At 68.7% G+C, this 20,649-nt stretch carries 20 protein-coding genes and 1 tRNA gene; 10 read left to right on the forward strand and 11 right to left on the reverse strand.

The annotated features are described in order from the left end of the window. Positions 1 to 318: 318 nt before the first annotated feature. From ABIB51_RS04815 to sp36, 3 genes are read right to left on the reverse strand one after another with little or no spacing between them, the layout of a single operon-like run. Entirely contained in the window at positions 319 to 1,233 is a 915-nt protein-coding gene (locus tag ABIB51_RS04815; protein ID WP_354185992.1) for an NUDIX hydrolase, read from the reverse strand. Positions 1,234 to 1,251: 18 nt separating this feature from the next. Then, positions 1,252 to 1,821, reverse strand: coding sequence for a RidA family protein (locus ABIB51_RS04820; protein ID WP_354185994.1), 570 nt, complete (start codon positions 1,819 to 1,821; stop codon positions 1,252 to 1,254). Between the two features lie 2 nt (positions 1,822 to 1,823). After that, on the reverse strand, positions 1,824 to 1,979 hold the full coding sequence (sp36, locus tag ABIB51_RS04825) for a Sp36 family protein (RefSeq protein WP_107503899.1): 156 nt from the start codon (positions 1,977 to 1,979) through the stop codon (positions 1,824 to 1,826). Between the two features lie 37 nt (positions 1,980 to 2,016). Here sp36 and ABIB51_RS04830 point away from each other — a divergent pair, with 37 nt between their 5' ends. The 5 genes from ABIB51_RS04830 to ABIB51_RS04850 all read left to right on the forward strand — a co-directional run bounded on the left by ABIB51_RS04830 (position 2,017) and on the right by ABIB51_RS04850 (position 9,353). Beyond that, entirely contained in the window at positions 2,017 to 4,281 is a 2,265-nt protein-coding gene (locus ABIB51_RS04830; protein ID WP_354185995.1) for a transglycosylase domain-containing protein, read from the forward strand. A 4-nt stretch (positions 4,282 to 4,285) separates the two neighbouring features. Continuing rightward, on the forward strand, positions 4,286 to 5,233 hold the full coding sequence (locus tag ABIB51_RS04835; protein ID WP_354185997.1) for a metallophosphoesterase: 948 nt from the start codon (positions 4,286 to 4,288) through the stop codon (positions 5,231 to 5,233). A 308-nt stretch (positions 5,234 to 5,541) separates the two neighbouring features. After that, positions 5,542 to 7,359: an ABC transporter ATP-binding protein gene (locus ABIB51_RS04840; RefSeq protein WP_354185999.1), complete on the forward strand. Its 1,818-nt coding sequence runs from the start codon at positions 5,542 to 5,544 to the stop codon at positions 7,357 to 7,359. Beyond that, positions 7,356 to 9,185 carry an ABC transporter ATP-binding protein gene (locus tag ABIB51_RS04845; protein ID WP_354186001.1) on the forward strand — a complete coding sequence of 610 codons (1,830 nt, stop codon included), beginning with the start codon at positions 7,356 to 7,358 and terminating at the stop codon, positions 9,183 to 9,185. The genes ABIB51_RS04840 and ABIB51_RS04845 overlap by 4 nt, the downstream gene beginning before the upstream one ends. 91 nt (positions 9,186 to 9,276) lie before the next feature. Next, positions 9,277 to 9,353, forward strand: a tRNA-Pro gene (locus ABIB51_RS04850). Between the two features lie 138 nt (positions 9,354 to 9,491). Here the strand turns inward: ABIB51_RS04850 and ABIB51_RS04855 are convergent. Next, the gene (locus ABIB51_RS04855; RefSeq protein WP_354186003.1) at positions 9,492 to 9,710 is read right to left on the reverse strand and encodes a hypothetical protein; all 219 of its coding nucleotides are present in this window, start codon (positions 9,708 to 9,710) and stop codon (positions 9,492 to 9,494) included. Between the two features lie 130 nt (positions 9,711 to 9,840). Between ABIB51_RS04855 and ABIB51_RS04860 the strand changes: the two genes are divergently transcribed. Next, on the forward strand, positions 9,841 to 11,109 hold the full coding sequence (locus ABIB51_RS04860) for a helix-turn-helix domain-containing protein (RefSeq protein WP_354186005.1): 1,269 nt from the start codon (positions 9,841 to 9,843) through the stop codon (positions 11,107 to 11,109). Positions 11,110 to 11,166: 57 nt separating this feature from the next. On the opposite strand, the gene ABIB51_RS04865 is transcribed toward ABIB51_RS04860, so the two are convergent. Both ABIB51_RS04865 and purD read right to left on the reverse strand, forming a co-directional pair. Next, the gene (locus tag ABIB51_RS04865; protein ID WP_354186007.1) at positions 11,167 to 12,129 is read right to left on the reverse strand and encodes a phosphoribosylaminoimidazolesuccinocarboxamide synthase; all 963 of its coding nucleotides are present in this window, start codon (positions 12,127 to 12,129) and stop codon (positions 11,167 to 11,169) included. 1 nt (position 12,130) lies between these two features. Continuing rightward, a complete protein-coding gene (gene purD, locus ABIB51_RS04870) occupies positions 12,131 to 13,444 on the reverse strand; it encodes a phosphoribosylamine--glycine ligase (protein WP_354186009.1) in 1,314 nt (437 codons plus the stop codon). Positions 13,445 to 13,657: 213 nt separating this feature from the next. On the opposite strand from purD, the gene ABIB51_RS04875 reads away from it, so the two are divergent. The 3 genes from ABIB51_RS04875 to ABIB51_RS04885 are packed head-to-tail and all read left to right on the forward strand — an operon-like array spanning position 13,658 to position 16,704. Further along, on the forward strand, positions 13,658 to 15,265 hold the full coding sequence (locus tag ABIB51_RS04875; RefSeq protein WP_354186011.1) for a molybdopterin-dependent oxidoreductase: 1,608 nt from the start codon (positions 13,658 to 13,660) through the stop codon (positions 15,263 to 15,265). Between the two features lie 36 nt (positions 15,266 to 15,301). Further along, positions 15,302 to 16,318 carry an asparaginase gene (locus ABIB51_RS04880; protein WP_354186012.1) on the forward strand — a complete coding sequence of 339 codons (1,017 nt, stop codon included), beginning with the start codon at positions 15,302 to 15,304 and terminating at the stop codon, positions 16,316 to 16,318. A gap of 8 nt (positions 16,319 to 16,326) precedes the next feature. Next, positions 16,327 to 16,704, forward strand: coding sequence for a sterol carrier family protein (locus tag ABIB51_RS04885; RefSeq protein WP_354186013.1), 378 nt, complete (start codon positions 16,327 to 16,329; stop codon positions 16,702 to 16,704). 26 nt (positions 16,705 to 16,730) lie between these two features. On the opposite strand, the gene ABIB51_RS04890 is transcribed toward ABIB51_RS04885, so the two are convergent. The 3 genes from ABIB51_RS04890 to ABIB51_RS04900 form a co-directional block, all read right to left on the reverse strand. Further along, positions 16,731 to 17,387, reverse strand: coding sequence for a Pr6Pr family membrane protein (locus ABIB51_RS04890; RefSeq protein WP_354186015.1), 657 nt, complete (start codon positions 17,385 to 17,387; stop codon positions 16,731 to 16,733). A gap of 46 nt (positions 17,388 to 17,433) precedes the next feature. After that, positions 17,434 to 18,195, reverse strand: coding sequence for an SDR family oxidoreductase (locus tag ABIB51_RS04895; protein WP_354186017.1), 762 nt, complete (start codon positions 18,193 to 18,195; stop codon positions 17,434 to 17,436). A gap of 109 nt (positions 18,196 to 18,304) precedes the next feature. After that, positions 18,305 to 18,637, reverse strand: coding sequence for a hypothetical protein (locus ABIB51_RS04900; protein WP_354186019.1), 333 nt, complete (start codon positions 18,635 to 18,637; stop codon positions 18,305 to 18,307). A 65-nt stretch (positions 18,638 to 18,702) separates the two neighbouring features. Between ABIB51_RS04900 and ABIB51_RS04905 the strand changes: the two genes are divergently transcribed. Next, entirely contained in the window at positions 18,703 to 19,584 is an 882-nt protein-coding gene (locus ABIB51_RS04905) for a CHAD domain-containing protein (protein ID WP_354186021.1), read from the forward strand. A gap of 32 nt (positions 19,585 to 19,616) precedes the next feature. Here ABIB51_RS04905 and ABIB51_RS04910 read toward each other — a convergent pair whose 3' ends face one another. Further along, complete coding sequence (locus ABIB51_RS04910; RefSeq protein WP_354186023.1) at positions 19,617 to 20,348, reverse strand: HAD family hydrolase; 732 nt, start codon at positions 20,346 to 20,348, stop codon at positions 19,617 to 19,619. Further along, the gene (locus ABIB51_RS04915) at positions 20,335 to 20,643 is read right to left on the reverse strand and encodes a hypothetical protein (RefSeq protein WP_354186025.1); all 309 of its coding nucleotides are present in this window, start codon (positions 20,641 to 20,643) and stop codon (positions 20,335 to 20,337) included. Before ABIB51_RS04915 ends, ABIB51_RS04910 begins: the two co-directional genes overlap by 14 nt. Between the last annotated feature and the right edge of the window lie 6 nt (positions 20,644 to 20,649).

Below are 20,649 nucleotides of genomic sequence, written 5' to 3' on the forward strand. Positions count from 1 at the left end.
TCCGCAGCACAAATTACGCAGGATAGGAATTCCGCAGCACGGAATTCAGCAGCACAAACGAAGGCCGGCCCCGTGACATCGGGGCCGGCCTCCGGCGTTGCGGGCCGGACTGGAGCCCCGGGGGGACATGCCCAGTCCTGGCGCCCAGGAGTGGACATAAGCCCAGTATGTCCACCGGTCCGGGTCAGGGCAGGACATGTCCCTCGCGACCGGGACAAGTGCGGGGAGCATGTCCAGTGGCAGGGCCGGAAAGGGGGCATGCTCCCGGGCGGGGCCGAACGGGGGGCATGTCCCGCCGCCGGGTCCGGGCCAGTCAGGTCAGCGTTCCCGCTGCGGCTCTCCGGCGATGGTCTTGGCCGCTTCGACCTCAAGCATGAGCCGTCCGTCGTCCTCCTCGACCAGTTTGGGCTGGTAGACGTGGGCTTTGCGTTTGTAGCTCAGATACGCGATGCACCCGTTGGCGGCGGCCATCTTTTCCAGCATGATCTCCGAGCCCGGGACCAGCAACTGGCCCAGTGGCAGCCCGACGGAGTTCTCCTGGCCTGCCTCGTCGCCGAGCGCGGTTGTGTCCCGCCCGTTGATGACCTGGCGGACGCAGACCCACCGGCCCCAGACGCCCTTGCTGGCCAGCAGGGAGGGCCGCTGGTTCACGGGCACAGTGGCCGCGAAATAGCGGGTGTTGAAACGCCGGTGCGCGAAGTCGGGGCTGAGCCAGTTGACCAGCGGCTTGAGCAGGTCCGTCCGTACCGAGAGCCCGCGCTTGGCGAGCACCATGGTGAAGGACTTCTCCTGGTTGGCGACGGCCTCCCGGGCGCGCATCCACTCGGGAGTGGAGGTCGCCTCCACCGTGGTGGCCAGGTCGGGCCCCGCCAGCAGGATGCCGGTCTCCTCGAACAGTTCGCGGATGGCGCCCACCACGTGGCGGCGCGCCAGCCCGACCTCGGCCGTCCCCATCTGCTCGGCCCAATGCAGCGGCGAGGGGCCCAGCCAGCCGACGGCGTCGTCGTCGGACGCCTCCAGCGAGCCTCCAGGAAAGGCGAGCACGCCCAGCGGCGAGGACCCGGGCCGGTACCCCAGCCAGGTCTCCAGGCCCGTCGGTGAATCCCGGAGGAGGACAACGGAGGAGGCGAAACGGGGGGCACGGGGCGTCCGTTCGCCGTGTTCAATCCAACTGCGGGCCGCCCCCTCGAGATCCGGAGGGAGGGCAAACAATCGTCGGGCTAACTGAGACAAGGGAATTGACCGGTCCCTCTAGGCGAATTCGGCGATCAGTTCGACTTCAACCGGAGAGTCGAGCGGCAGGACGGACACGCCGACGGCGGAGCGTGCGTGCTGGCCGGCGTCGCCGAGGACCTTGCCCAGCAGCTCCGAGGCGCCGTTGATGACACCGGGCTGGCCGGTGAAGGACGGGTCGGAGGCGACGAAGCCGACCACCTTGATGATGCGCGTGATGCGGTCCAGGTCGCCGATGACGCTCTTCACCGCGGCGAGCGCGTTCACGGCGCAGACGGCCGCGTAGTCCTTGGCCAATTCCGGGGAGACGGTCGGCTCATCCGACGTGCCTTCAGTGCCGGCGGAGACTTTGCCCGTGGCCTCGAGCCGGCCGTTGATGAAGGGCAGCTGGCCGGAGGTGTAGACATGGTTGCCGGAAATGACGGCCGGGACGTACGCGGCCACCGGGGCGGCGACGTCCGGCAACGTCAGGCCAAGCTCGGCCAGCCGTTGTTCGACGGCGGACGACGCGCCCGTGTTGGCGGTGCTGCCGGCGGAATTTTCCGGGGCCGCCGAGGCGCCCGGAACTGCCGATGCTGGGGTGCTCATGGCTACGCCTTCTCCCGCTTCAGGTAGGCAACCAGGCCGTTTCCGTCGGGGCCCGTGACAACCTGGACAAGCTCCCAGCCGTCCTCGCCCCACTGGTCCAGGATCTGCTTTGTAGCGTGGATAATGAGCGGAATCGTGGCGTACTCCCATTTGGTCATGAGCTCAAGCCTAGTCCTTGCCGGTAAAGTGGAAAACATGGCGACTGGTAAAAACCCCCTATTTGACACGGCCACCACCCTCGGAAAGATCTTTCTTTTCCTGGGCGTGAGCGCTATTTGTGGCGTTCTGGTGGCGGGGCTGCTGGTCCCCGCGGCGGCCGTTTCCGGCAGTGCGGCCAGCGGGTCGATTAAGTTCTTCGACACCCTCCCGGCCGAGCTCAAAGTGGATCCGCCCAGCCAGTCGACCACCGTCCTGGCCGCGGACGGCAGTGTGATCGCCACCCTTTACGCGGAAAACCGCACCCGTGTGCCGCTGGACCAGATGTCCCCATACATCAAGGACGCGGTCATCGCCATCGAGGACAGCCGCTTCTACGAGCACGGCGGCGTGGACACCACCGGCATCATGCGTGCCCTCGTCAGCACCGCCCGCGGCAACAAGCAGGGCGCGTCGACGATTACGCAGCAGTACGTCAACAACGTCATCAACTCCTCCCTCGAGGCCGAGGGCAAGGGCGACCAGGTCCTCCTCAACGGCGTCAACAAGGGCGTCGGGGACAAGCTGCGCGAGATGAAACTCGCCATCGCGCTGGAGAAGAAGTTCACCAAGGAGCAGATCCTTGAGGGCTACCTGAATATTGTCTTCTTCAACCGTGACGCCTACGGCATCGAGGCCGCCTCGAAGTTCTTCTTCAGCACCACCGCCAAGGACCTGACGCTGCCGCAGGCGGCGCTGCTGGCCGGCGTGGTGAACAGCCCCTCGTACTACGATCCGATCACCAACCCGGAGAACGCCAAGAGCCGGCGCGACCTCGTGCTGCAGTCCATGCTGAGCCAGGGAAAGATCAAACAGGCCGACTTCGATGCCGCCGTGGCGACCCCGGTCGAGACCAAAGTCACCCAGCCCCGCCAGGGCTGCGCGTACTCGACGACGGCGCCGTACTTCTGCGACTACGTCCTGCACCTGCTGCTCAACAACCCGGCCTACGGCGCGGACGCCAACGAGCGCGGGCGGAAGATCTTCCGCGGGGGCCTGACCATCAAGACCACCCTTGACCCGAATGCCCAGGCTGTGGCCCAGGCCCAGGTCGATGCGTCCGCCGGCGCGAACCCGGACAAGTGGGGCGCCGCGCTGGTTTCGGTGCAGCCGGGAAGCGGCAAGATCGTCTCCATGGCGCAGAACACCGTCTTTTTCCCGGCTGAGGGCAAGTTTGACCAGACCCAGAACTTCAACGTGGACAGCCAGGACGCCAAGGGCCAGGACCTGAACGGGCTGGGCGGTTTCCAGCCGGGCTCCACGATGAAGCCGTTCACGTTCGCGGAGTGGCTCAACGAGGGCAAGTCCATGAACACGCAGCTCAACGGTGCCGTCCGCCGGTATTCGCCGAGCTTCCCCTGGAGGAACACGTGTCCGAGCCCGACTGAAGGCGCCTACGACAGCACCGTCGCCGGCAGCAAGGACCTGCAGAACGCCGACGAGGACCACTACAAGTCCATGAGCGTCCTGGACGGTCTGGCGAACTCCATCAACACCATCACGTTCGCTTCCGCCGCCCAGGTGGACCTGTGCGGCATCCAGAAGATCGTGGACGCTGTCGGTATCCACGAAGGGCTGCCGTTCGGGGACGAGCCGAACCCCAAGATGCCGATGACCCGGCTGAGCAGCCTGATCGGTGCCCGCCAGGCCGCGCCGCTGACCATGGCCAGCGCCTTTGCCACGTTCGCCAACGACGGCAAGTTCTGCGAGCCGATCGCCATCGAATCGGTGACGGACCAGACCGGCGCCCCGCTGCCGGCGCAGGCCACCAGCTGCCGGGATGCCATCAAGCCCGAGGTGGCCCGCGGGGTTGCCTACGCGATGCAGGAAGTGCTCAACCGTGGCTCCGGCTCGCTCATCCAGCCCCGGATTTCGACCCGGACCAGCTTCCCGATCGCCGCGAAGACCGGCACCAACGACAACAACAGCTCCACCTGGGTGGTGGGTTACACCAGCGGCCTGGCCACGGCCACCTGGTTCGGTGACCCCCTCGGCAACCAGCAGCGGCCCGGCCAGAACATCACCATCAACGGCAACTTCTACAAGGGCATCGACGGCTACATGATCGCGGGGCCGCAGTTCTCGAACTACATGGCCCAGATCGCACCGGCGTACGGCACCAACCCGTTCCTGGCCCCGCCGTCAAACATGCTCAACAGCCCGGCACCGGCACCGGCCCCGGCGCCCAGGCCCAGCACGCAGCCGACGCCGGCGCCGGCGCCCAGCGACTCGCCGTCCCCGTCGCCCAGCGACAAGAAGAAGTAGTCCGGTGGCCGGGGGATCCACGCTGGCAGGCCGCGTCCGAAGCATCGGGCGCGGCTTTGCCGTCACCGCGGCGGCGGGGGCAGCGGCTGGGGCGGCCGTGGCAGGCTACGGTCTGTGGGAGAAGAACCAGTTTGTCCTCCGGGAGGAATCGCTGGCCATTCTGCCGGCAGGTTACGGCCCGATCCGGGTCCTGCACATCAGCGACATCCACTTCGTGCCCGGCCAGCGGCGGAAGGCCGAGTGGCTCGCCTCGCTGGCGGAACTGAAGCCGGACCTGGTGGTGAACACCGGGGATAACCTCAGCCACGTCAAGGCGGTTGAACCGCTGCTGGCGGCGCTGCGGCCCCTGATGGACTTCCCGGGAGTTTTTGTGCCCGGGTCCAACGACTATTTCGGCCCGCGCCCGAAGAACCCTGCCTCCTATCTGCTGGGCCCGTCCGGCCAGGGCAAGGACCCGGTGGAACTGGACTGGCCGCGGCTTCGCTCCGGCTTCGGCATGGAAGGCTGGCTGGACCTCACCAACCGGTGCCAGTCACTGGTCATCCAGGGTCTCCGCGTTGATTTCTCCGGCGTGGACGATCCGCACCTGGGCCTGGAACGGTACGCGGGCTGGCCGCGCGGCACCAAGGGCCAGGACGCCAAACCGCACCTGCGGGTCGCCGTCGCGCACGCCCCCTACCAGCGGGTCCTGGACCACTTCACCGGGGACGCCGCGGACCTGCTGCTCGCCGGGCACACGCACGGCGGCCAGATCTGCCTCCCGGGCTACGGCGCCCTCGTGGCCAACTGCGACCTCCCCACCTGGCGCGCCAAGGGGCTCAACGACTGGGAAAGCAACGGACGCACGACGCCGGTGAACGTTTCCGCCGGCATCGGCACCTCACGCTTCGCCCCGGTCCGCATCGCGTGCAAACCCGAGGCCGTGCTGCTCACCCTCGCCGCCCGCCCCTGACCCCGCCGGGGGACATGTCCTCCCCCGGGGTCCACGGATGGACATAATGGGCTTATGCCCATGCTTCGCCGCCAGGAGGGGACATGTCCCGCGGACGGCCGGACTTATGCCCACTCCCCGCCGCCAAAAAGGGACATGTCCCCCGGTTGCGGGCCGGCCGGGCTCTCATAGCGGAACGTAATTTCTGGCCCAGATCCTCACGCTGCCCCAATTGGTGTGAACCCGGTCACCTGATGGCCTAGGGTAGTTGCTAAAGGAAACTACATCCAGTTGCGTTAGATATTCGCAGGCGCGTTTAAGAAGCAGGCATGGCCAAGCAGACTCCCTTTTTCTCCTCAATCAGCCGTCTCTATCCCCACGTCAGGCCGATCTTGCCGCGGCTCATCATGGGCCTGGTCTGCGCGCTGCTCGCAAGCGTCGTGGCCCTCGCCATCCCCCAGGTGCTGCGGGTCCTGGTCAACGAATCCCTCCGGCCCGGCGGGGGCACGGACGCCGTCTGGATCGCCTCGCTCGTGATCCTGGTCCTGGGTGTGGCCGAGGCCGGCCTCGTGGCCCTGCGCCGCCAGTTCGTCATCAACCCCGCCACCACCGTCGAGACCCGGATGCGGGTGTCCCTCTACGCCCACCTGCAGGACCTCACAGTGTCCTTCCATGACCGCTGGGGCTCCGGGCAGCTGCTCTCCCGCGCCATGACCGACTTGAACTTCCTGCGGCGCTGGATGGCCTTCGGCGCCATCATGCTCGTGGTGACCAGCCTGACCGTGGTGATCGGCGTCGTCGTGATGTTCACGATGAGCTGGCAGCTGGCCCTGATCTTCCTCGCCGCCGCGGTGCCGATCATGATCTACGGCTTCCGCTTCCGCACCCGCTTCAGCAAGGTGGCGCGCCGCAGCCAGGACCAGGCCGGCGACCTCGCCACCACCGTGGAGGAGTCCGTCCACGGCATCCGCGTCCTCAAGGCCTTCGGCCGGAGCCGGGAAGCGCTGGAGAACTTCAACGAGCAGGCCGAGGAACTCCGCCAGACCGAGATTGCCAAGGCCAAGCACCTTGCCACCTTCAGCCTGGTGGTGACCCTGCTGCCGGAGCTGGCCCTCGGCGCCGGGCTCGTCGTCGGCATCGTGCTGGCGTCCACCGGCGAACTCAGCATCGGCGCCCTCGTGGCCTTCTTCGCCACCGCGGCCGTGATCGCGGCCCCGGTCGAGTTCTGCGGCATGCTGCTGGCCATGGCACTGACGGCCAAGACGGCGGTGGACCGCCACTTCGAGGTGATGGACTCCGTAAACACGATCACCAGCCCGGAGGACCCGCGCCGCCCCGCCGAGCTCAAAGGCGCGCTCAGCTTCCACCACGCCACGTTCGCCTTCGAGGACGCCCCGGACAAGCCGATCCTGAAGGACATCAGCCTGGAGATCACCCCCGGCGAGACCATGGCCCTGGTCGGCATCACGGGCAGCGGCAAAAGCGCCCTGCTCCAGCTGGTCCCCCGCCTCTATGAGGTCAGCGACGGCTCCATCACGATCGACGGGGTGGACCTGCGCGAATTCAGCGTCGAGGAACTGCGGAACGTCGTCGCCGTGGCCTTCGAAGACACCACGCTGTTCTCCAACTCCGTGCGCGACAACGTGCTGCTGGGCGCGCCCGGCACCAGTTCGCCTGAGGGCCGCGAGGAAGCCCTGGAGGAGGCGCTCGACGTCGCCCAGGCCCACTTCGCGTACTCCCTGCCGGAGGGGCTGGACACCCTGATCGGCGAGGAAGGCCTCAGCCTTTCCGGCGGGCAGCGGCAGCGCATCGCCCTGGCCCGCGCCATCGCCGCCCGGCCCAAGGTGCTGGTCCTCGACGACCCCCTCTCGGCCCTGGACGTCAACACAGAGGAACTCGTCGAGCACCGGCTGCGGGAGGTCCTCGCGGACACGACCACGCTCATCGTCGCCCACCGCCCGTCCACCGTGGCCCTGGCCGACCGTGTGGCGCTGCTGGAGGACGGCCGCATCACCGCCGTCGGCACCCACGCCGAGCTGCTGGCGCGGAACAGCCACTACCGCTACGTGATCGCCAGCCTGGACCCGGCACCGCGGGACCTGGACTCCGAACTGTCAGCCCTCGAGGCCGAGGAGATTTCCCGATGAGCAGCGCTACCTTCGGAACCGCCAACGAGGACAACGCGCACCTGTCCAAGAGCGAGAGCAAAACCGTCCAGCGCCGTTCCCTGGCCCTGTTGCGCTCCCTGATCCGCCCGGTCCGGCGCCGGTTCTGGCTGACCATCGCCGCGGTGGTGCTCTCCCAGGCCGCACGGGTGGCCGGACCGGCGCTGATCGCCTTCGGCATCGACGGCGCCCTGCCGGCCCTGCGCGCCGGCGACAACCTCCCGCTCATGCTCACCGGCGCCGCCTACCTCGCCGCCGCGGTCGCGACGGCGGGCCTCACCGCCCTGTACGTGACCTCGACGGCGAAACTCAGCCAGGCCATGCTGCTGGACCTGCGCGTCCGGGTCTTCCGGCACACGCAGCGGCTGAGTCTGGAATTCCACGAAAAATACACCTCCGGCCGGATCATCGCCCGGCAGACCTCGGACCTCGAGGCGCTGCGCGAGCTCCTGGACTCCGGCGTCAGCTCGCTCGCGTCCGGGACGCTGTTCATGGTGTTCACGGCGGCCACGATCGTCGCCCTCGACTGGCGCAGCGGGCTGCTGGTGCTGGCCGCCGGCGTCCCGATGTACTTCCTGGCCCGCTGGTACCAGAAGCACTCCCAGATCGTCTTCCGCGAATCCCGGGTGGTCTCGGCCCGGCTGATCGTGCACTTCGTGGAGACCATGACCGGCATCCGCGCCGTCAAGACCTTCCGCAAGGAACGCCAAAACTCCGCCCGCTACACCGAACTCTCCGAGGACTACCGCAAGGTCACCGTCCGCTCGATCAACCTCAACGGCATCTTCCAGCCCGGCCTGGTGCTGATCGGCAACGTCTGCGTCGCCGTCGTGCTGCTCTTCGGCGGCTTCCGGGTGCTCAGCGGCGAGCTCGCCGTCGGGGTGCTGTTGGCGTTGATCCTGTCCACCAAACGCTTCTTCCAGCCGGTGGACCAGATGGCAATGTTCTACAACTCCTTCCAGAGCGCCCAGGCGGCCCTCGAAAAGGTCTCCGGGCTGCTCGAGGAAGTGCCCACCGTCCGGCCGCCGAAGAACCCGGTGGCCCTGCACGAGGCGAAGGGCAGCATCGACTTTAGCGGCGTCGAGTTCCGCTACGGGGACGGCCCGGTGATCATCCCGACCATGGACCTGCACATCCCCGCCGGCCAGACGGTCGCCCTCGTGGGGCAGACCGGCGCCGGGAAATCGACGCTGGCCAAGCTGATCGCCCGCTTCTACGACGTCTCCTCCGGATCCCTCACGCTCGACGGCGTGGACCTGCGCCAGCTCACGACGGCGGATCTGCGGCGCAACGTCGTTATGGTCACCCAGGAGGCGTTCCTGTTCAGCGGCTCCGTGGCGGACAACATCGCCTTGGGCCGGCCCGAGGCCTCCCGGCCGGAGATCGAGGACGCGGCCCGGGCCGTGGGCGCCCACGACTTCATCCAGGACCTCCCGGACGGCTACGACACCGACGTCAACAAGCGCGGCGGCCGCGTCTCGGCCGGGCAGCGCCAGCTGATCAGCTTCGCCCGGGCGTTCCTGGCGCGCCCGGCCGTGCTGATCCTGGACGAGGCAACATCCTCGCTGGACATCCCGTCCGAACGGCTGGTGCAGAGCGGGCTGGCTCGGCTCCTGCAGGGCATCGGCAGCGACGCCGGCCGGACCGCGCTCATCATCGCGCACCGGCTGTCCACGGTCGAGACCGCGGACCGGGTGCTGGTGGTCCACGACGGCCGGGTGGTGGAGGACGGCACCCCCGAGCAGCTGATCGGCGGCGGCGGGCGCTTCGCCCAGCTGCACGGGGCCTGGAAGGACTCACTGGTCTGATCCGGCCGGCTGAACCGGCCGGCGCGCGGCCGATTTCGCATCCGGGGCTCCAATCGGATACTCTTGTGAAGTTGCTTTTGTAGCAGCGGATCGGGATGTGGCGCAGCTTGGTAGCGCGCGTCGTTCGGGACGACGAGGTCGCAGGTTCAAATCCTGTCATCCCGACCAATCAAGAAGAGGGTCTTCCATTCGGAAGGCCCTCTTCTTTGTGTGCCGGCCCTTGCGGGCCCGCGGCGCGGGGCAAACGAAACAGCCCCGGGACACGGTTCGCGCATGTCCCGGGGCTGTTACGCCTGGCTGTGGAAGTTACATGGGGTCCGGCCAGTTGCCGACGTTGGTTTTGTTGGACATCGGGTCCGGCCAGTTGCCGACCGCCTGTGCTGCGCGCATTGGATCCGGCCAGTTGCCGACTGCCGTGATTCCGGCGTTATCGGCGATGGAACCTGCGGACAGAACGGCCGGAGCCGCAGCGGAGAACGCCAGGGCGCCCGCCAGAACGGCGCCGGCTGCAATCTTCTTCAACATAGAGATCCTCAATATGAGTCGGGGTCCTTTACCAAGTCAGCACTACCCTTGTTGACATACATTGTAAAATGTTTTCCACAGAGACTGTCAAGCATTTTGTACAAAGAATGTCCGGAATTAGGAGGTATCCGTGGGGAACGGATTTGGGGAGAAGCTCCGCGCGGAACGGCTGGAGCGGGGCTTAACCCAGGCGGAACTGGGCAAGGACCTGTACTCGCCCAGCTACATCTCACTGCTGGAAACCGGACGCCGCGAACCGACCGCAGATGTCATCGAGGAGCTTGCCCGTCGGCTCGAACTCGCACCCAAGGCTCTCGAGGCCTGGAGCCAGCCGGTGTCGGTGAGCGACGCCGAGTACGTGCTCGCCGGGCTCTACGCCAGACAGGCGTGGGATCTCAGGGACTACCCGCTGGCGGCAACGCACGCAGCGGCTGCAGCCCAGATCGCCCAGGACGCGAAAAACACCAGCGCGTGGTGGAACATGACCTACATGCAGGCCGAATGCCTGATCAAGCAGGGGATGTGGCAGGAGTGCAAGAACGTGGTCCAGCACCTCCTGGACCACCCCATGGCCGCGGAATCGGCGGGGCTGGGGGTCAGGGCCCAGCAAATGCTCGCCGCCGCCTCACAGGGGCAGGGGCAGCTGACCGCCGCCGTCAGCCACGCCCAGGAGGCGGTACGCCTCTGCGCCGAGCTGCTCAAGGGCTCGACCATGATCATCGGCGCCCTGCGGGCGCTCATCGGCGCCCTGGCCGAGAGCGGCCGGCTCGATGAGGCCTGGGGGTACTGCCAGGACATGAACGAGCAGATGGACGACCATTCGATGACCCAGCTCGCCGGCGAGGTCGCGTGGGTCATCGGGAACGTCGCCTTCATGCGGCACGACTATCCCGAGGGGATCAAGTATCACGAGCGGGCCGCGAAGCTGCTCTCCCCCGCCAACGACATCGACCTCTGGGCGCGGTTCAACAAGGCCTCCGCCGCCGTCCGGCTGTCCTCCGGGATCGTGGAACCGGCGACCCTGTCCTCGATCGAACGGGCCGAGCTCGCCCTCTCGATTGTGGGCGGCAACAAGACCGACCAGCTTGAGGTCGCGTTCATCCGCGCCCGCTGGCTCTACCTGACCGGCGACATTGTGGCAGCCGTGCAGAAACTGCGTGAGATCCATGCCGAGCGGGAGGCACTGGCCCGGCACACCGCCGGCGAGGTGTCGCTGCTGCTCGGAAAGGCGCTCAAGGCCGCCGGCGAAGCGTCCGAGGCCCTCGTCTACCTCGAGGAGTCGCAGAAGGAGTTCAGCGCTGCCGGCGCATCCGACCGGGTCCAGCAGGCCATGGATGCCGTGCTGGAAATCCGGCTGGCGCAGCGCCGCGCCGAGGCGGCCGCTTCGGCCGAAGCCTAGCCGGACCGGAACCCGGCAGGGCTTCCACCGGGCCCCGGTCCGGGACGATCTGCAAGGCTAGGCGAACGTCCGGCCGGTGAGCTTTTCAAAGGCCTCCACGTAGCGGCTGCGGGTGCGGGCGACGACGTCGGCCGGCAGCGCAGGCGGAGGAGTGTCCGAGGACTTGTCCCAGCCGGATGCGGCCGAAGTCAGCCAGTCGCGGACGTACTGCTTGTCGTAGGAGGGCTGGGCCTGGCCGGGTTCGTAGGTGGCGGCGTCCCAGAACCGTGAGGAGTCCGGGGTCAGCACCTCATCCCCGAGGGTGATCACACCGGTGGTGACGTCGAAGCCGAACTCGACCTTCGTGTCGGCCAGGATGATGCCGCGGCCGCGGGCGATGCCCTCGGCCTTGGTGTAGATCTCGAGGGTGAGCTCCTGCAGCCGGGCGGCGATGTCCTCCCCGACCAGCTCGACGACGGCGTCGTACGTGATGTTCTCGTCGTGCTCGCCCACCTCGGCCTTCGCCGAAGGGGTGAAGATGGCTTCGGCGAGCCGGGATCCGTCCACGAGCCCTTCCGGCAGCGGGATGCTGCACACGGTCCGGGACTCCCGGTACTCGGCCAGGCCGGACCCGGTGAGGTAGCCGCGGGCGATGCATTCGACGGGGAACATGTCCAGCTTCTTGCAGATCATCGCCCGGCCCTCGACCTCGGCCGGGACACCGCCGTCGACCGTGGACGCGAGCACGTGGTGCTCCACGCCGAGCTGGTCGAACCACCAGAGGCTCAGCTGGGTGAGGATGCGGCCCTTGTCCGGGATTTCGCTGGCCAGGACGTGGTCGTAGGCGCTGATCCGGTCGCTGGCGACCACCAGGACACACTCGTGGCCCATCCGTTCGGTGATGGTCTCATCCACCGGAACGTAGAGGTCGCGGACCTTGCCGGAATAGACGTGCTTCCATCCGGGCAGGTCCAGCGTTGCGGTGTCCAGGCCGCCCTTCGGCGCGGACGGGGTTGGTCCGGAGGATTCGGGCGTGGTCATCTCAGGCCTTCGCTTTCGTCGTGGCGGGGGCGGCGCCGGGCGTCGTGACCTTGATTTCGCCGCGGGCCGCCTTGCCGCCGATGTCGGTGCGGAACTGGCCGCCCTCGAGCTGGACCAGTTCGACGCCGTCGTACGCCCGTTCCCGGGCCTCGACCAGGTCGGTCCCCAGCGCCACCACGGCGAGGACCCGCCCGCCGGCGGAGACCACCTTGCCCTCGGCATCGAGCTTGGTGCCGGCGTGGATCACGTGGACGCCCTCGATCGCTTCCACCTTCTTGAGCCCGCGGATGCGGTCCCCCGTCCGCGGGGATCCGGGGTAGTTTTCGGCCGCAACGACGACGGCGACGGCGGACTCCTTGGACCAGCGCAGCGGCTGGACCTTGTCCAGTTCGCCCTTGGCGGCCGCCATCAACAGGCCGCCGAGGGGCGTCTTGAGCCGGGCCAGCACGGCCTGGGTTTCCGGGTCGCCGAAGCGGACGTTGAATTCGATGACGCGGGTGCCGCGCGAGGTCAGGGCCAGGCCGACGAAGAGCACGCCGACGAACGGCGTGCCGCGGTGGGCCATCTGGTTGACCGTGGGCTGGGCGACGCGGTCGATGACCTCCTGGACGAGGCCTTCCGGGGCCCAGTCCAGCGGGGTGTAGGCGCCCATGCCGCCGGTGTTGGGGCCTTCGTCGTTGTCGAAGATGCGCTTGAAGTCCTGGGCCGGGGAGAGCGCGACGGTGTCGCGGCCGTCGCAGAGGACGAAGACGGAGACCTCGGGACCGTCGAGGAACTCCTCGATGACCACGGTGCCGCCGGCGTCGAAGCAGCTCTGGGCGTGCGCCAGGGCCTCGTCGCGGTTGTTTGTGACGACGACGCCCTTGCCGGCGGCCAGGCCGTCGTCCTTCACGACATACGGGGCCCCGAAGGTGTCCAGCGCGTCGGCGGCTTCCTCGGCGTTGCCGGCCACCTTCGCCATCGCGGTGGGCACGCCTGCCTCGGCCATGACTTCCTTGGCGAACGCCTTGGACGCTTCCAGCTGGGCGGCGGCCATGCTCGGGCCGAACACCGGGATCCCGGCGGCACGGACGGCGTCGGACACGCCGGCGGCCAAGGGCGCCTCCGGGCCGACGACGACGAGGTCGACCGTCAGCCGGCTGGCCAGGGCAGCGACGGCGTCGGGGTCGCTCGCGTCGACCGCGTGCGTGGGAACCAGCTTGCTGATGCCGGCGTTGCCCGGGGCCGCGTGGACCTCGGAAACGTTGGGGTCTGCGAGCAAGGATCGGACAATGGCGTGTTCGCGGCCGCCGGGGCCGATGACTAGTACCTTCACAGTTCTCAAGGGTACTTTGTGGACCGGGCAGGCTCCTAAGCTGTGTCTGCCGCTGGACATGCCCCCTCTTCGGCGCCCGGGAGCGTGGGACATGCCCAGTCCTGGCCCCGGGCACAGGACATTGTGCCAACATGTCCATCCCCGGACGCGAGGGGAGGGCATGTCCCGTGGGCGCGGGACAATCCGCGGGGCACCCGGCTACGAACACCCTGTATGAAGAAGCCCAGCACGCAGAAGCAGTCCCGGACGCAGCCCGCGAGGCGTTTTACCGGACCCACGGCCTTGGCCGCACTGGCCGGCGTGGCCGCGGCTGCCGTCGTCCTGTCCGTGGCGGAGCTGATCGGCGCCTTCTTCACGGCACGCGCGACGCCGCTGATCGCCCTCGGCTCGACCTTCATCGACTTCACGCCGCCGTGGATGAAGGACTTCGCGATTGCCACCTTCGGCACCAATGACAAGGCCGCCCTGTTCGGCGGCATGGCGGTGACCATCCTGCTGCTCGCCTGCGTACTGGGCGTGGTGGCCTACCGCAAATGGGCCCTGGGCGTGGCCGGAGTGCTGCTTATGGGCGCGGTGATCGTCGCCAGCGTGGTGACCCGGGCCAGCGTCAAGCCGGTCGACGCGATCCCGTCACTGCTCGGCACGGTGGCCGGGCTGATCGTGCTCAGGCTCCTGATCACCCGGCTGTGGCGGATGTCCGAGTGGCCGGACACGGCCGCGGACCTCGCCGCCAAGGAACCGGAACGTCCTGCCACCAGCAGGCGCGCCTTTTTTGCGGCGACCGGCCTCACCGCGGCCGCCTCCGCGGTCGCCGCGACCGGGGGCCGGCTGCTCAGCGCGGCCCGCAGCAACGTTGCCCAGGCCCGCGGGTCCCTGCAGCTGCCCGCCCCGGCGAAGGCCGCCCCGGCCGTGCCCGCCGGCGTGCAGTCCAAGGCCCCCGGCGTCACCCCCTGGCTGACCCCCAACAAGGACTTCTACCGGATCGACACCGCCCTGAGCGTGCCGGAAATCAATGCCCAGGACTGGGAACTGCGTGTCCACGGGCTGGTGGAGCAGGAGGTCCGGCTCACCTTCCAGGACCTGCTGGACGCGGACCTGATCGAATCCCACGTCAGCCTCACCTGTGTCTCCAACCCGGTCGGCGGCAACCTCGCGGGCAACGCCAAATGGCTGGGCCTGCCCATCCGCGAAGTCCTCAAGATGGCCCGCCCCAAAGACGGCGCGGACATGGTGCTCTCCACCTCCATTGACGGCTTCAGCGCCTCCACTCCGATGGAGGTGCTGACGGATGACCGCGACGCCATGCTGGCGATCGGCATGAACGGCGAACCGCTCCCGCTCGAACACGGTTACCCGGTGCGGATGGTGGTCCCCGGGCTGTACGGCTTCGTCTCCGCGACCAAGTGGGTGGTGGACCTCGAAGTCACCCGCTTCGCCGACAGCAAGGCGTACTGGACCCAGCGCGGCTGGTCCGAGCGCGGACCGATCAAGACCATGGCACGGGTCGAAGTCCCCAAATCCTTCGCCAAGGTCCCCGCCGGGCGCGTGGCGATCGGCGGCACGGCCTGGGCGCAGACCCGCGGCATCACCAAGGTCGAGGTGCAGATCGACAACGGCCCCTGGACCGCGGCGACCCTCTCCGACGAGGCCTCCCTCATCACCTGGCGGCAGTGGTCCTTCGACTGGGACGCCACCCCGGGTCCGCACTACATCAAGGCCCGCGCCACGGACGGCACCGGCGAAGTCCAGACGGACAAGCGCGCGGATCCGGTACCCGACGGCGCCTCGGGCTGGCAGTCCGTCATGGTGACCGTGGAATAACCGGAGTATCCCCCTGAGGCACCTTAGACTTGCCATATGCCCCTGAATTCGCATGCCACCTTCACAGTCGAATCCGCCGTCGAACTGGCAGTCGTTGAACGCAGCGGTTTCATCGAGTCCCGCCACATCGGCTCCGCCGTAGTCCTGGCCGCCGACGGAACCGTGGTCACCGAACTCGGCGACATCACCACCCCGATCTTCGCCCGGTCCACGCTCAAGCCGCTGCAGGCCCTGGCCGCCATGCAGTCCGGCGTGCCCCTGCGCGGGGCGCAGGCCGCGATTGCCTGCGGCAGCCACGTCGGCTCCCTGGACCACATGGACGTGGTCGAGGGCATGCTGAAGGCCGCCGGGGTCAAGGAGGAGCAGCTGCAGTGCCCCGCCGACTGGCCGCAGGACGAGACCGCGCGGAACTGGCTGATCCACTCCGAGCGCGGCAAGTCCCGCCTGGCCTTCAACTGCTCCGGCAAGCACGCCGCGTTCCTCTGGGCCTGCACGGAGAACAGCTGGGACACCCACAGCTACCTCGAGCCCAACCACCCGCTGCAGCAGCGGATCCGTTCCGTGATCGAGGAGTACTGCGACGAACGAATCGCCCACCTCGGCATCGACGGCTGCGGCGCCCCCGTGGCCGCCGTCTCGCTGACAGGGCTTGCCCGGGCGTTCTCGAAACTGGCCAAGGCCCCCGGCGACAAGAACTCCAACGCCCGCGCCGCCACCATCGCCACGTCCATGCTGGACTACCCGTGGGCGGTGCAGGGCCGGGGCGAGAGCAACACCATCGTCATGGACGAGCTCGGCATCCTCGCGAAAATCGGCGCCGAGGGCGTACTGGTCATGGCCACCCGCCAGGGCGTCTCCGTGTCCATCAAGGTCCTCGACGGCAACATCCGTGCCACGACACTCGTCGGCCTGACGCTCCTGGCCGCCTCCGGCGCCGTCGACATCCCGGAGGTCTCGAGCGTGCTGGACAAGGTGGTCGACCCCGTCCTTGGCGGCGGCCGCCCGGTGGGCAAGATCCGCCTTGGCCAGGCCGTCTCCGCGCTGCTGGACTAGGCACCACCGTGGTTGTTTCGCGGCGCCGGATTCCGGTCGAGGAGGGACGCTCGGCGCTGGCCGCCTGGCTGGCCGCCGGCGACGGCGGGGACTCCCCCGCCGTCCCCCGAACCACCCTCGCGACGGCGGTGCGCTACGCCCTGGAGGAAATCACGGCACGGGCGCCGGGGAACTCCGTGGAAGTCCGGGTGCCGCCGTTCGGCGTCACCCAATGCGTGCAAGGCCCGCGGCATACCCGCGGCACTCCCCCGAACGTCATCGAGTGCGACGCCGCCACCTGGCTGGCCATGGTCAGCGGGCAGTTGAGCTGGGCGGACGCCGTGAGCCTCGGCCGCGTCGCCGCATCGGGGCTGCGGGCCGACCTCTCCGGGCTGCTGCCGCTCTAGTGCTCCCGTTCTAGAGGGCTCCCGTTCTAGAGGGCCAGGTCCAGCGGGGACGGCGGTGCCGAGACCGGATGCGGGACCGTCAGCAGCCTGGTGGACAGTGCCGCGACGGCGGCAATGGCAAAGGCGCCGACGGCGATCAGGAGCGACATGACCGCCACGAACCCGTAGCCGTTGGCGCCCGGGTCGAGGAACGGGTAGGGGTACCAGTCCACGAACGGACCACGGGCCAGGCTGTACACGAGATACAGCAGCGGAAAGGCCAGCCAGACCAGGGATTGACGCACGGAAATACGCGTGCCCGGAAGGTCGACCAGCCAGTCGATCACCATGACGGTGGGGATCGTGAAGTGCAGCACCACATTGACCCAGGGCACAGGCGTGTTGACCTCGACGTCGCTGAGCAGCAGCGAGTAGACGATCCCGGTGATTGTCATGTACACCGTCGCCGCGCCCCGCAGGAGCTCCAGCCACCGGGGGCTCCCTCCCGTCCACGCCTGCCGGGCGGCCACAGCCAGCGTGACAAAGGCAATCACGTTGGATTCGATGGTGAAGTAGCTGAAGTAGTTCCAGACCGAAGCGCCGGGAGCGTTCTGGAGCAGGTGGAACAGCTGGAAGAACACGGCCATGAAGCCCAGCATCGCGAACCAGCCGCGGAACAGCGCCAACCCCTTGTTTGCGATCATGAGCCGATCCTAGCCGGGTGGGCAGGCAGCGCCCGGAATATCCCGCTCAGCCGCGCCCGATGAACGGCATTCCCGCGGCCGTGATCACCACTGAGCCGACACTGGCCGACGGCGGCATCCCTGCCATCATCAGCACGGCCCGGGCGGCGTCGTCCACGGGAAACGTCGGCTCGGCGCGGCGGCTGCCGTCGGCCTGCATCGCGCCGGACCCGACGCCGATCTCGTCCACGAGTTCCGTGGCCGCGTTGCCGATGTCGATCTGCCCGCAGGTGATGCCGAAGCCGCGGCCGTCCAGTTCAATGCTCCTGGTCAGCCCGGTCATGGCGTGCTTGGTGACCGTGTACGCCACGGTCCGCGGCCGCGGTGAATGGGCAGCGATCGAGCCGTTGTTGATGATCCGCCCGCCCTGCGGGGACTGCGCCTTCATGGCCCGGACCGCCGCCGCCGCGCACAGCATGGCCCCCGTAAGGTTCACCGCCACGGTCGCGTCCCAGTCCGCGACACTAATCTCGTCCACCGAGGCGGCGGGGCCGAACACGCCCGCGTTGTTGAACAGCACGTCCACCCGTCCCCAGCGCTGCAGCACCGCTGCGAACAGCCGCTCGACGTCGTCGGGCACTGTGACGTCGCAGGGGACGGCGAACGCCTGGGCGTGGCCGGCGGCGGTCTCCAGCAGCTGCGCCTCCCGCCGGCCGGCAAGCACCACCCGGTAGCCCTCGGCGAGCATCAGCCGCGCTACCGCCCTGCCGATCCCTGAACCGGCGCCGGTGACGACGGCGACCGGGCCGAATTGGTGATGTCGTGTCATGCGGGACTCCTGGCTGGCGGTGCTGCGGTTCGGGAAGTTGGATGCCCCGCTAGCGTATGCCGAGATGACATTTCACGGCAGTGTCCGGCGCAAGCATTGCCGTGAACGATCACCTCGCGGGGACAGGGGACTGGCCGCTCCCGGGTTGCCTCGTGCGGACACCGAAGAGATATCCGGTCCAGAACGCGAGGATCAGGAGTCCCAGGCTGATCATCGCGATTCCCACCCACGCCTCGGTCCCGATCAGCAGGAGGCCCTGGACCGGGAAGGGCTGCTGTGACAGCGGCGCATAAGCGAACCAGCCGACGGTCTCCGTGCGCGCCGGGACCATGGTCAAAAGCAGTCCCGCCAGCAGGAGCGCCGCCGCAAGCACGGGCACCGCCAGCCGGGCCAGGAAATTCCGCCGGTCCGGCCGCGTTCCGTCCTCCCCCAATGCATTCATGGACCCACTGTAACGGCGGTCCGGGCCAGGCGGCCGGGCCCTTGCGGCCAAGAGTAAGGTGAAGCATGGCACCGACCGCCGGGGACGTCCTGCTGGGCTACCTCACACAACAGCTCGCTGAACTGCGGCGGCACGAGCCCGGCGTACGCGACGACGACGCCGAATCCGTCCACGAGATGCGCGTCGCGGCCCGCCGCCTTCGTTCCGTGCTGGCCACCGGCCGCAACCTCTTCGCCGGCGCCGGCCCGCAGGGGATCCGGTCCGAGCTGCGCTGGTTCTCCGAGGCGCTGGGCGCGGCCCGTGACCCCGCCGTCATCCACGCCCGGCTCGATGAGCTCCTCGCCTCCGAACCCGAGGAGCTGGTCCTGGGCCCGGCCGCCCGGCACATTGCGGAAGAGCTGGACGCCGCCGCAGCCGCCGGCCGCCGGGGCGCCCTCGCGGCGCTGGACAGTGAACGCTACGCGCGGCTGGTCGCCGGCCTCGAGTCGCTCCTCGGCACCGACAAGCTGTCGCAGAAGGCATCCCGGCGGCCGCGGCGGGCGTTCCGGAAATTCGTCGCCGGCAATTCCGCCCGGCTGCTCCGTGCCGTGGAGGCCCTCCCGCCGGGGGCCGGCGGCAACGCCCCCGCCCTGGACGCCGGGCTGCACGAGGTGCGCAAGGCGGCGAAGCGGCTGCGGTATTCCGCCGAGCTGGCCGCCACCGCCACCGGAGGCAGCGCCGCGAAGCGGATCCGCAAGACTGCCAAGGCGGCGCGCAGGATCCAAACAACCCTCGGGCTGCATCACGACACGGTGATGGCGCGTGCCCTGCTGGCGGACCTCGGCATGCGCTCCCGGCGCAGCGGCGAGAACGGCTTTACCTACGGCCGCCTGCACGCCAGGGAGGAGTCGCTGGCGGCGCGCTCGGAGGCGGACTTCCTGAAGGCCTGGCGGAAGTTCCACGGCTGACGACACCGCCTGCCGGCGCCCGGGGCGGCTCTCTACCCGCGCGCGCGGGCGGCGAGTTGTCCGATGGCGCTGGCCGTGAGGTTCTCGAGCAGCGCCTGCGGGCTGGCGTAGATTTCGACGGCGCCGGCGTCGCGGAGTTCGGCTTCGCTGGTGCCGCCGCACGTCAGTCCGATAGCCGGGATGTCGAGCTTCCCGGCCGCGTAGATGTCCCAGACGGCGTCGCCCACATAGACGGCGTCCAGGGACTGCACGTTCACTGCCTTGAGGGCTGCGACGAGGATGTCCGGGGCGGGTTTGCTCTCCGCTGCGTCGCTGGAACTCGTGGCAGCATCAATGAATGCGTCCGCCCCGATGGTGGCGCGGAGGATTTCCAGGTCGCGGTCCCGGGCCGAGGAGGCCAGGGCGACGGCAAGCCCACTCTCATGGCACCGGGCCAGCAGCTCTTTGGCGCCGTCCAGGGGTCGAAGGGCCGGCCAGAAGGTGGCGAACACGGCCGCGTGCGATGCCATGATCGTGCTGTCCGCGGAGTGATCCCGCTCGGCAGGCAGGAGGCTGGCGAGGATCTTATCCCCGCCCATCCCGATTGAACGGTGGATGCTGGCCATGGGGACGTCGTACCCCGCCTGCCGGAACGCCTGCCACCACGCGGTGGTGTGGAAGTAGCACGAATCGACCAGGGTGCCGTCGACGTCGAACAGTACGGCCGCTCGCTGACCGCCGGGCAGCCCTGGCTGGCCGGTTGGGGCCGGATCAGCGGTGTGCACGCGCTCTCTTTCCCGCCGCGAGCGATCCAACGCTCAGCGCCGTGCCGCGGTTGGCCCCGCCGGGCGTCCGGCGAATGACGCGTGGCCCCGGCGTCATCTCCGCCGATTGTCCGTCCGAACTGCGGTCCCGGATCAGGCCGGTGCCGGCGATCTCGCGGGCCTGGGCCACGCCGGCCACCGCGGCCCGCTTGGTGGGAAACGTGACTGAAATTGCCATCAGGGTTCCTGCTCCGTCCAGCATCCGAATCCGGTAGCCGCCGTCGGGCGCGTCCACGAGCTCGAAATATCCAGCCATCGCACA

It is taken from the genome of Arthrobacter sp. UYCu712 (genome assembly GCF_040547005.1).
In the GTDB taxonomy this organism is placed as follows: domain Bacteria; phylum Actinomycetota; class Actinomycetes; order Actinomycetales; family Micrococcaceae; genus Arthrobacter.

Bases quoted from the DNA above. Each gene is read 5' to 3' on its own strand.
- ABIB51_RS04820 (WP_354185994.1), bottom strand. From the start codon at position 1,821: ATGAGCACCCCAGCATCGGCAGTTCCGGGCGCCTCGGCGGCCCCGGAA.
- sp36 (WP_107503899.1), bottom strand. From the start codon at position 1,979: ATGACCAAATGGGAGTACGCCACGATTCCGCTCATTATCCACGCTACA.
- ABIB51_RS04830 (WP_354185995.1), top strand. From the start codon at position 2,017: ATGGCGACTGGTAAAAACCCCCTATTTGACACGGCCACCACCCTCGGA.
- ABIB51_RS04840 (WP_354185999.1), top strand. From the start codon at position 5,542: ATGGCCAAGCAGACTCCCTTTTTCTCCTCAATCAGCCGTCTCTATCCC.
- ABIB51_RS04845 (WP_354186001.1), top strand. From the start codon at position 7,356: ATGAGCAGCGCTACCTTCGGAACCGCCAACGAGGACAACGCGCACCTG.
- ABIB51_RS04855 (WP_354186003.1), bottom strand. From the start codon at position 9,710: ATGTTGAAGAAGATTGCAGCCGGCGCCGTTCTGGCGGGCGCCCTGGCG.
- ABIB51_RS04865 (WP_354186007.1), bottom strand. From the start codon at position 12,129: ATGACCACGCCCGAATCCTCCGGACCAACCCCGTCCGCGCCGAAGGGC.
- ABIB51_RS04875 (WP_354186011.1), top strand. From the start codon at position 13,658: ATGAAGAAGCCCAGCACGCAGAAGCAGTCCCGGACGCAGCCCGCGAGG.
- ABIB51_RS04880 (WP_354186012.1), top strand. From the start codon at position 15,302: ATGCCCCTGAATTCGCATGCCACCTTCACAGTCGAATCCGCCGTCGAA.
- ABIB51_RS04890 (WP_354186015.1), bottom strand. From the start codon at position 17,387: ATGATCGCAAACAAGGGGTTGGCGCTGTTCCGCGGCTGGTTCGCGATG.
- ABIB51_RS04895 (WP_354186017.1), bottom strand. From the start codon at position 18,195: ATGACACGACATCACCAATTCGGCCCGGTCGCCGTCGTCACCGGCGCC.
- ABIB51_RS04900 (WP_354186019.1), bottom strand. From the start codon at position 18,637: ATGAATGCATTGGGGGAGGACGGAACGCGGCCGGACCGGCGGAATTTC.
- ABIB51_RS04905 (WP_354186021.1), top strand. From the start codon at position 18,703: ATGGCACCGACCGCCGGGGACGTCCTGCTGGGCTACCTCACACAACAG.
- ABIB51_RS04915 (WP_354186025.1), bottom strand. From the start codon at position 20,643: ATGGCTGGATATTTCGAGCTCGTGGACGCGCCCGACGGCGGCTACCGG.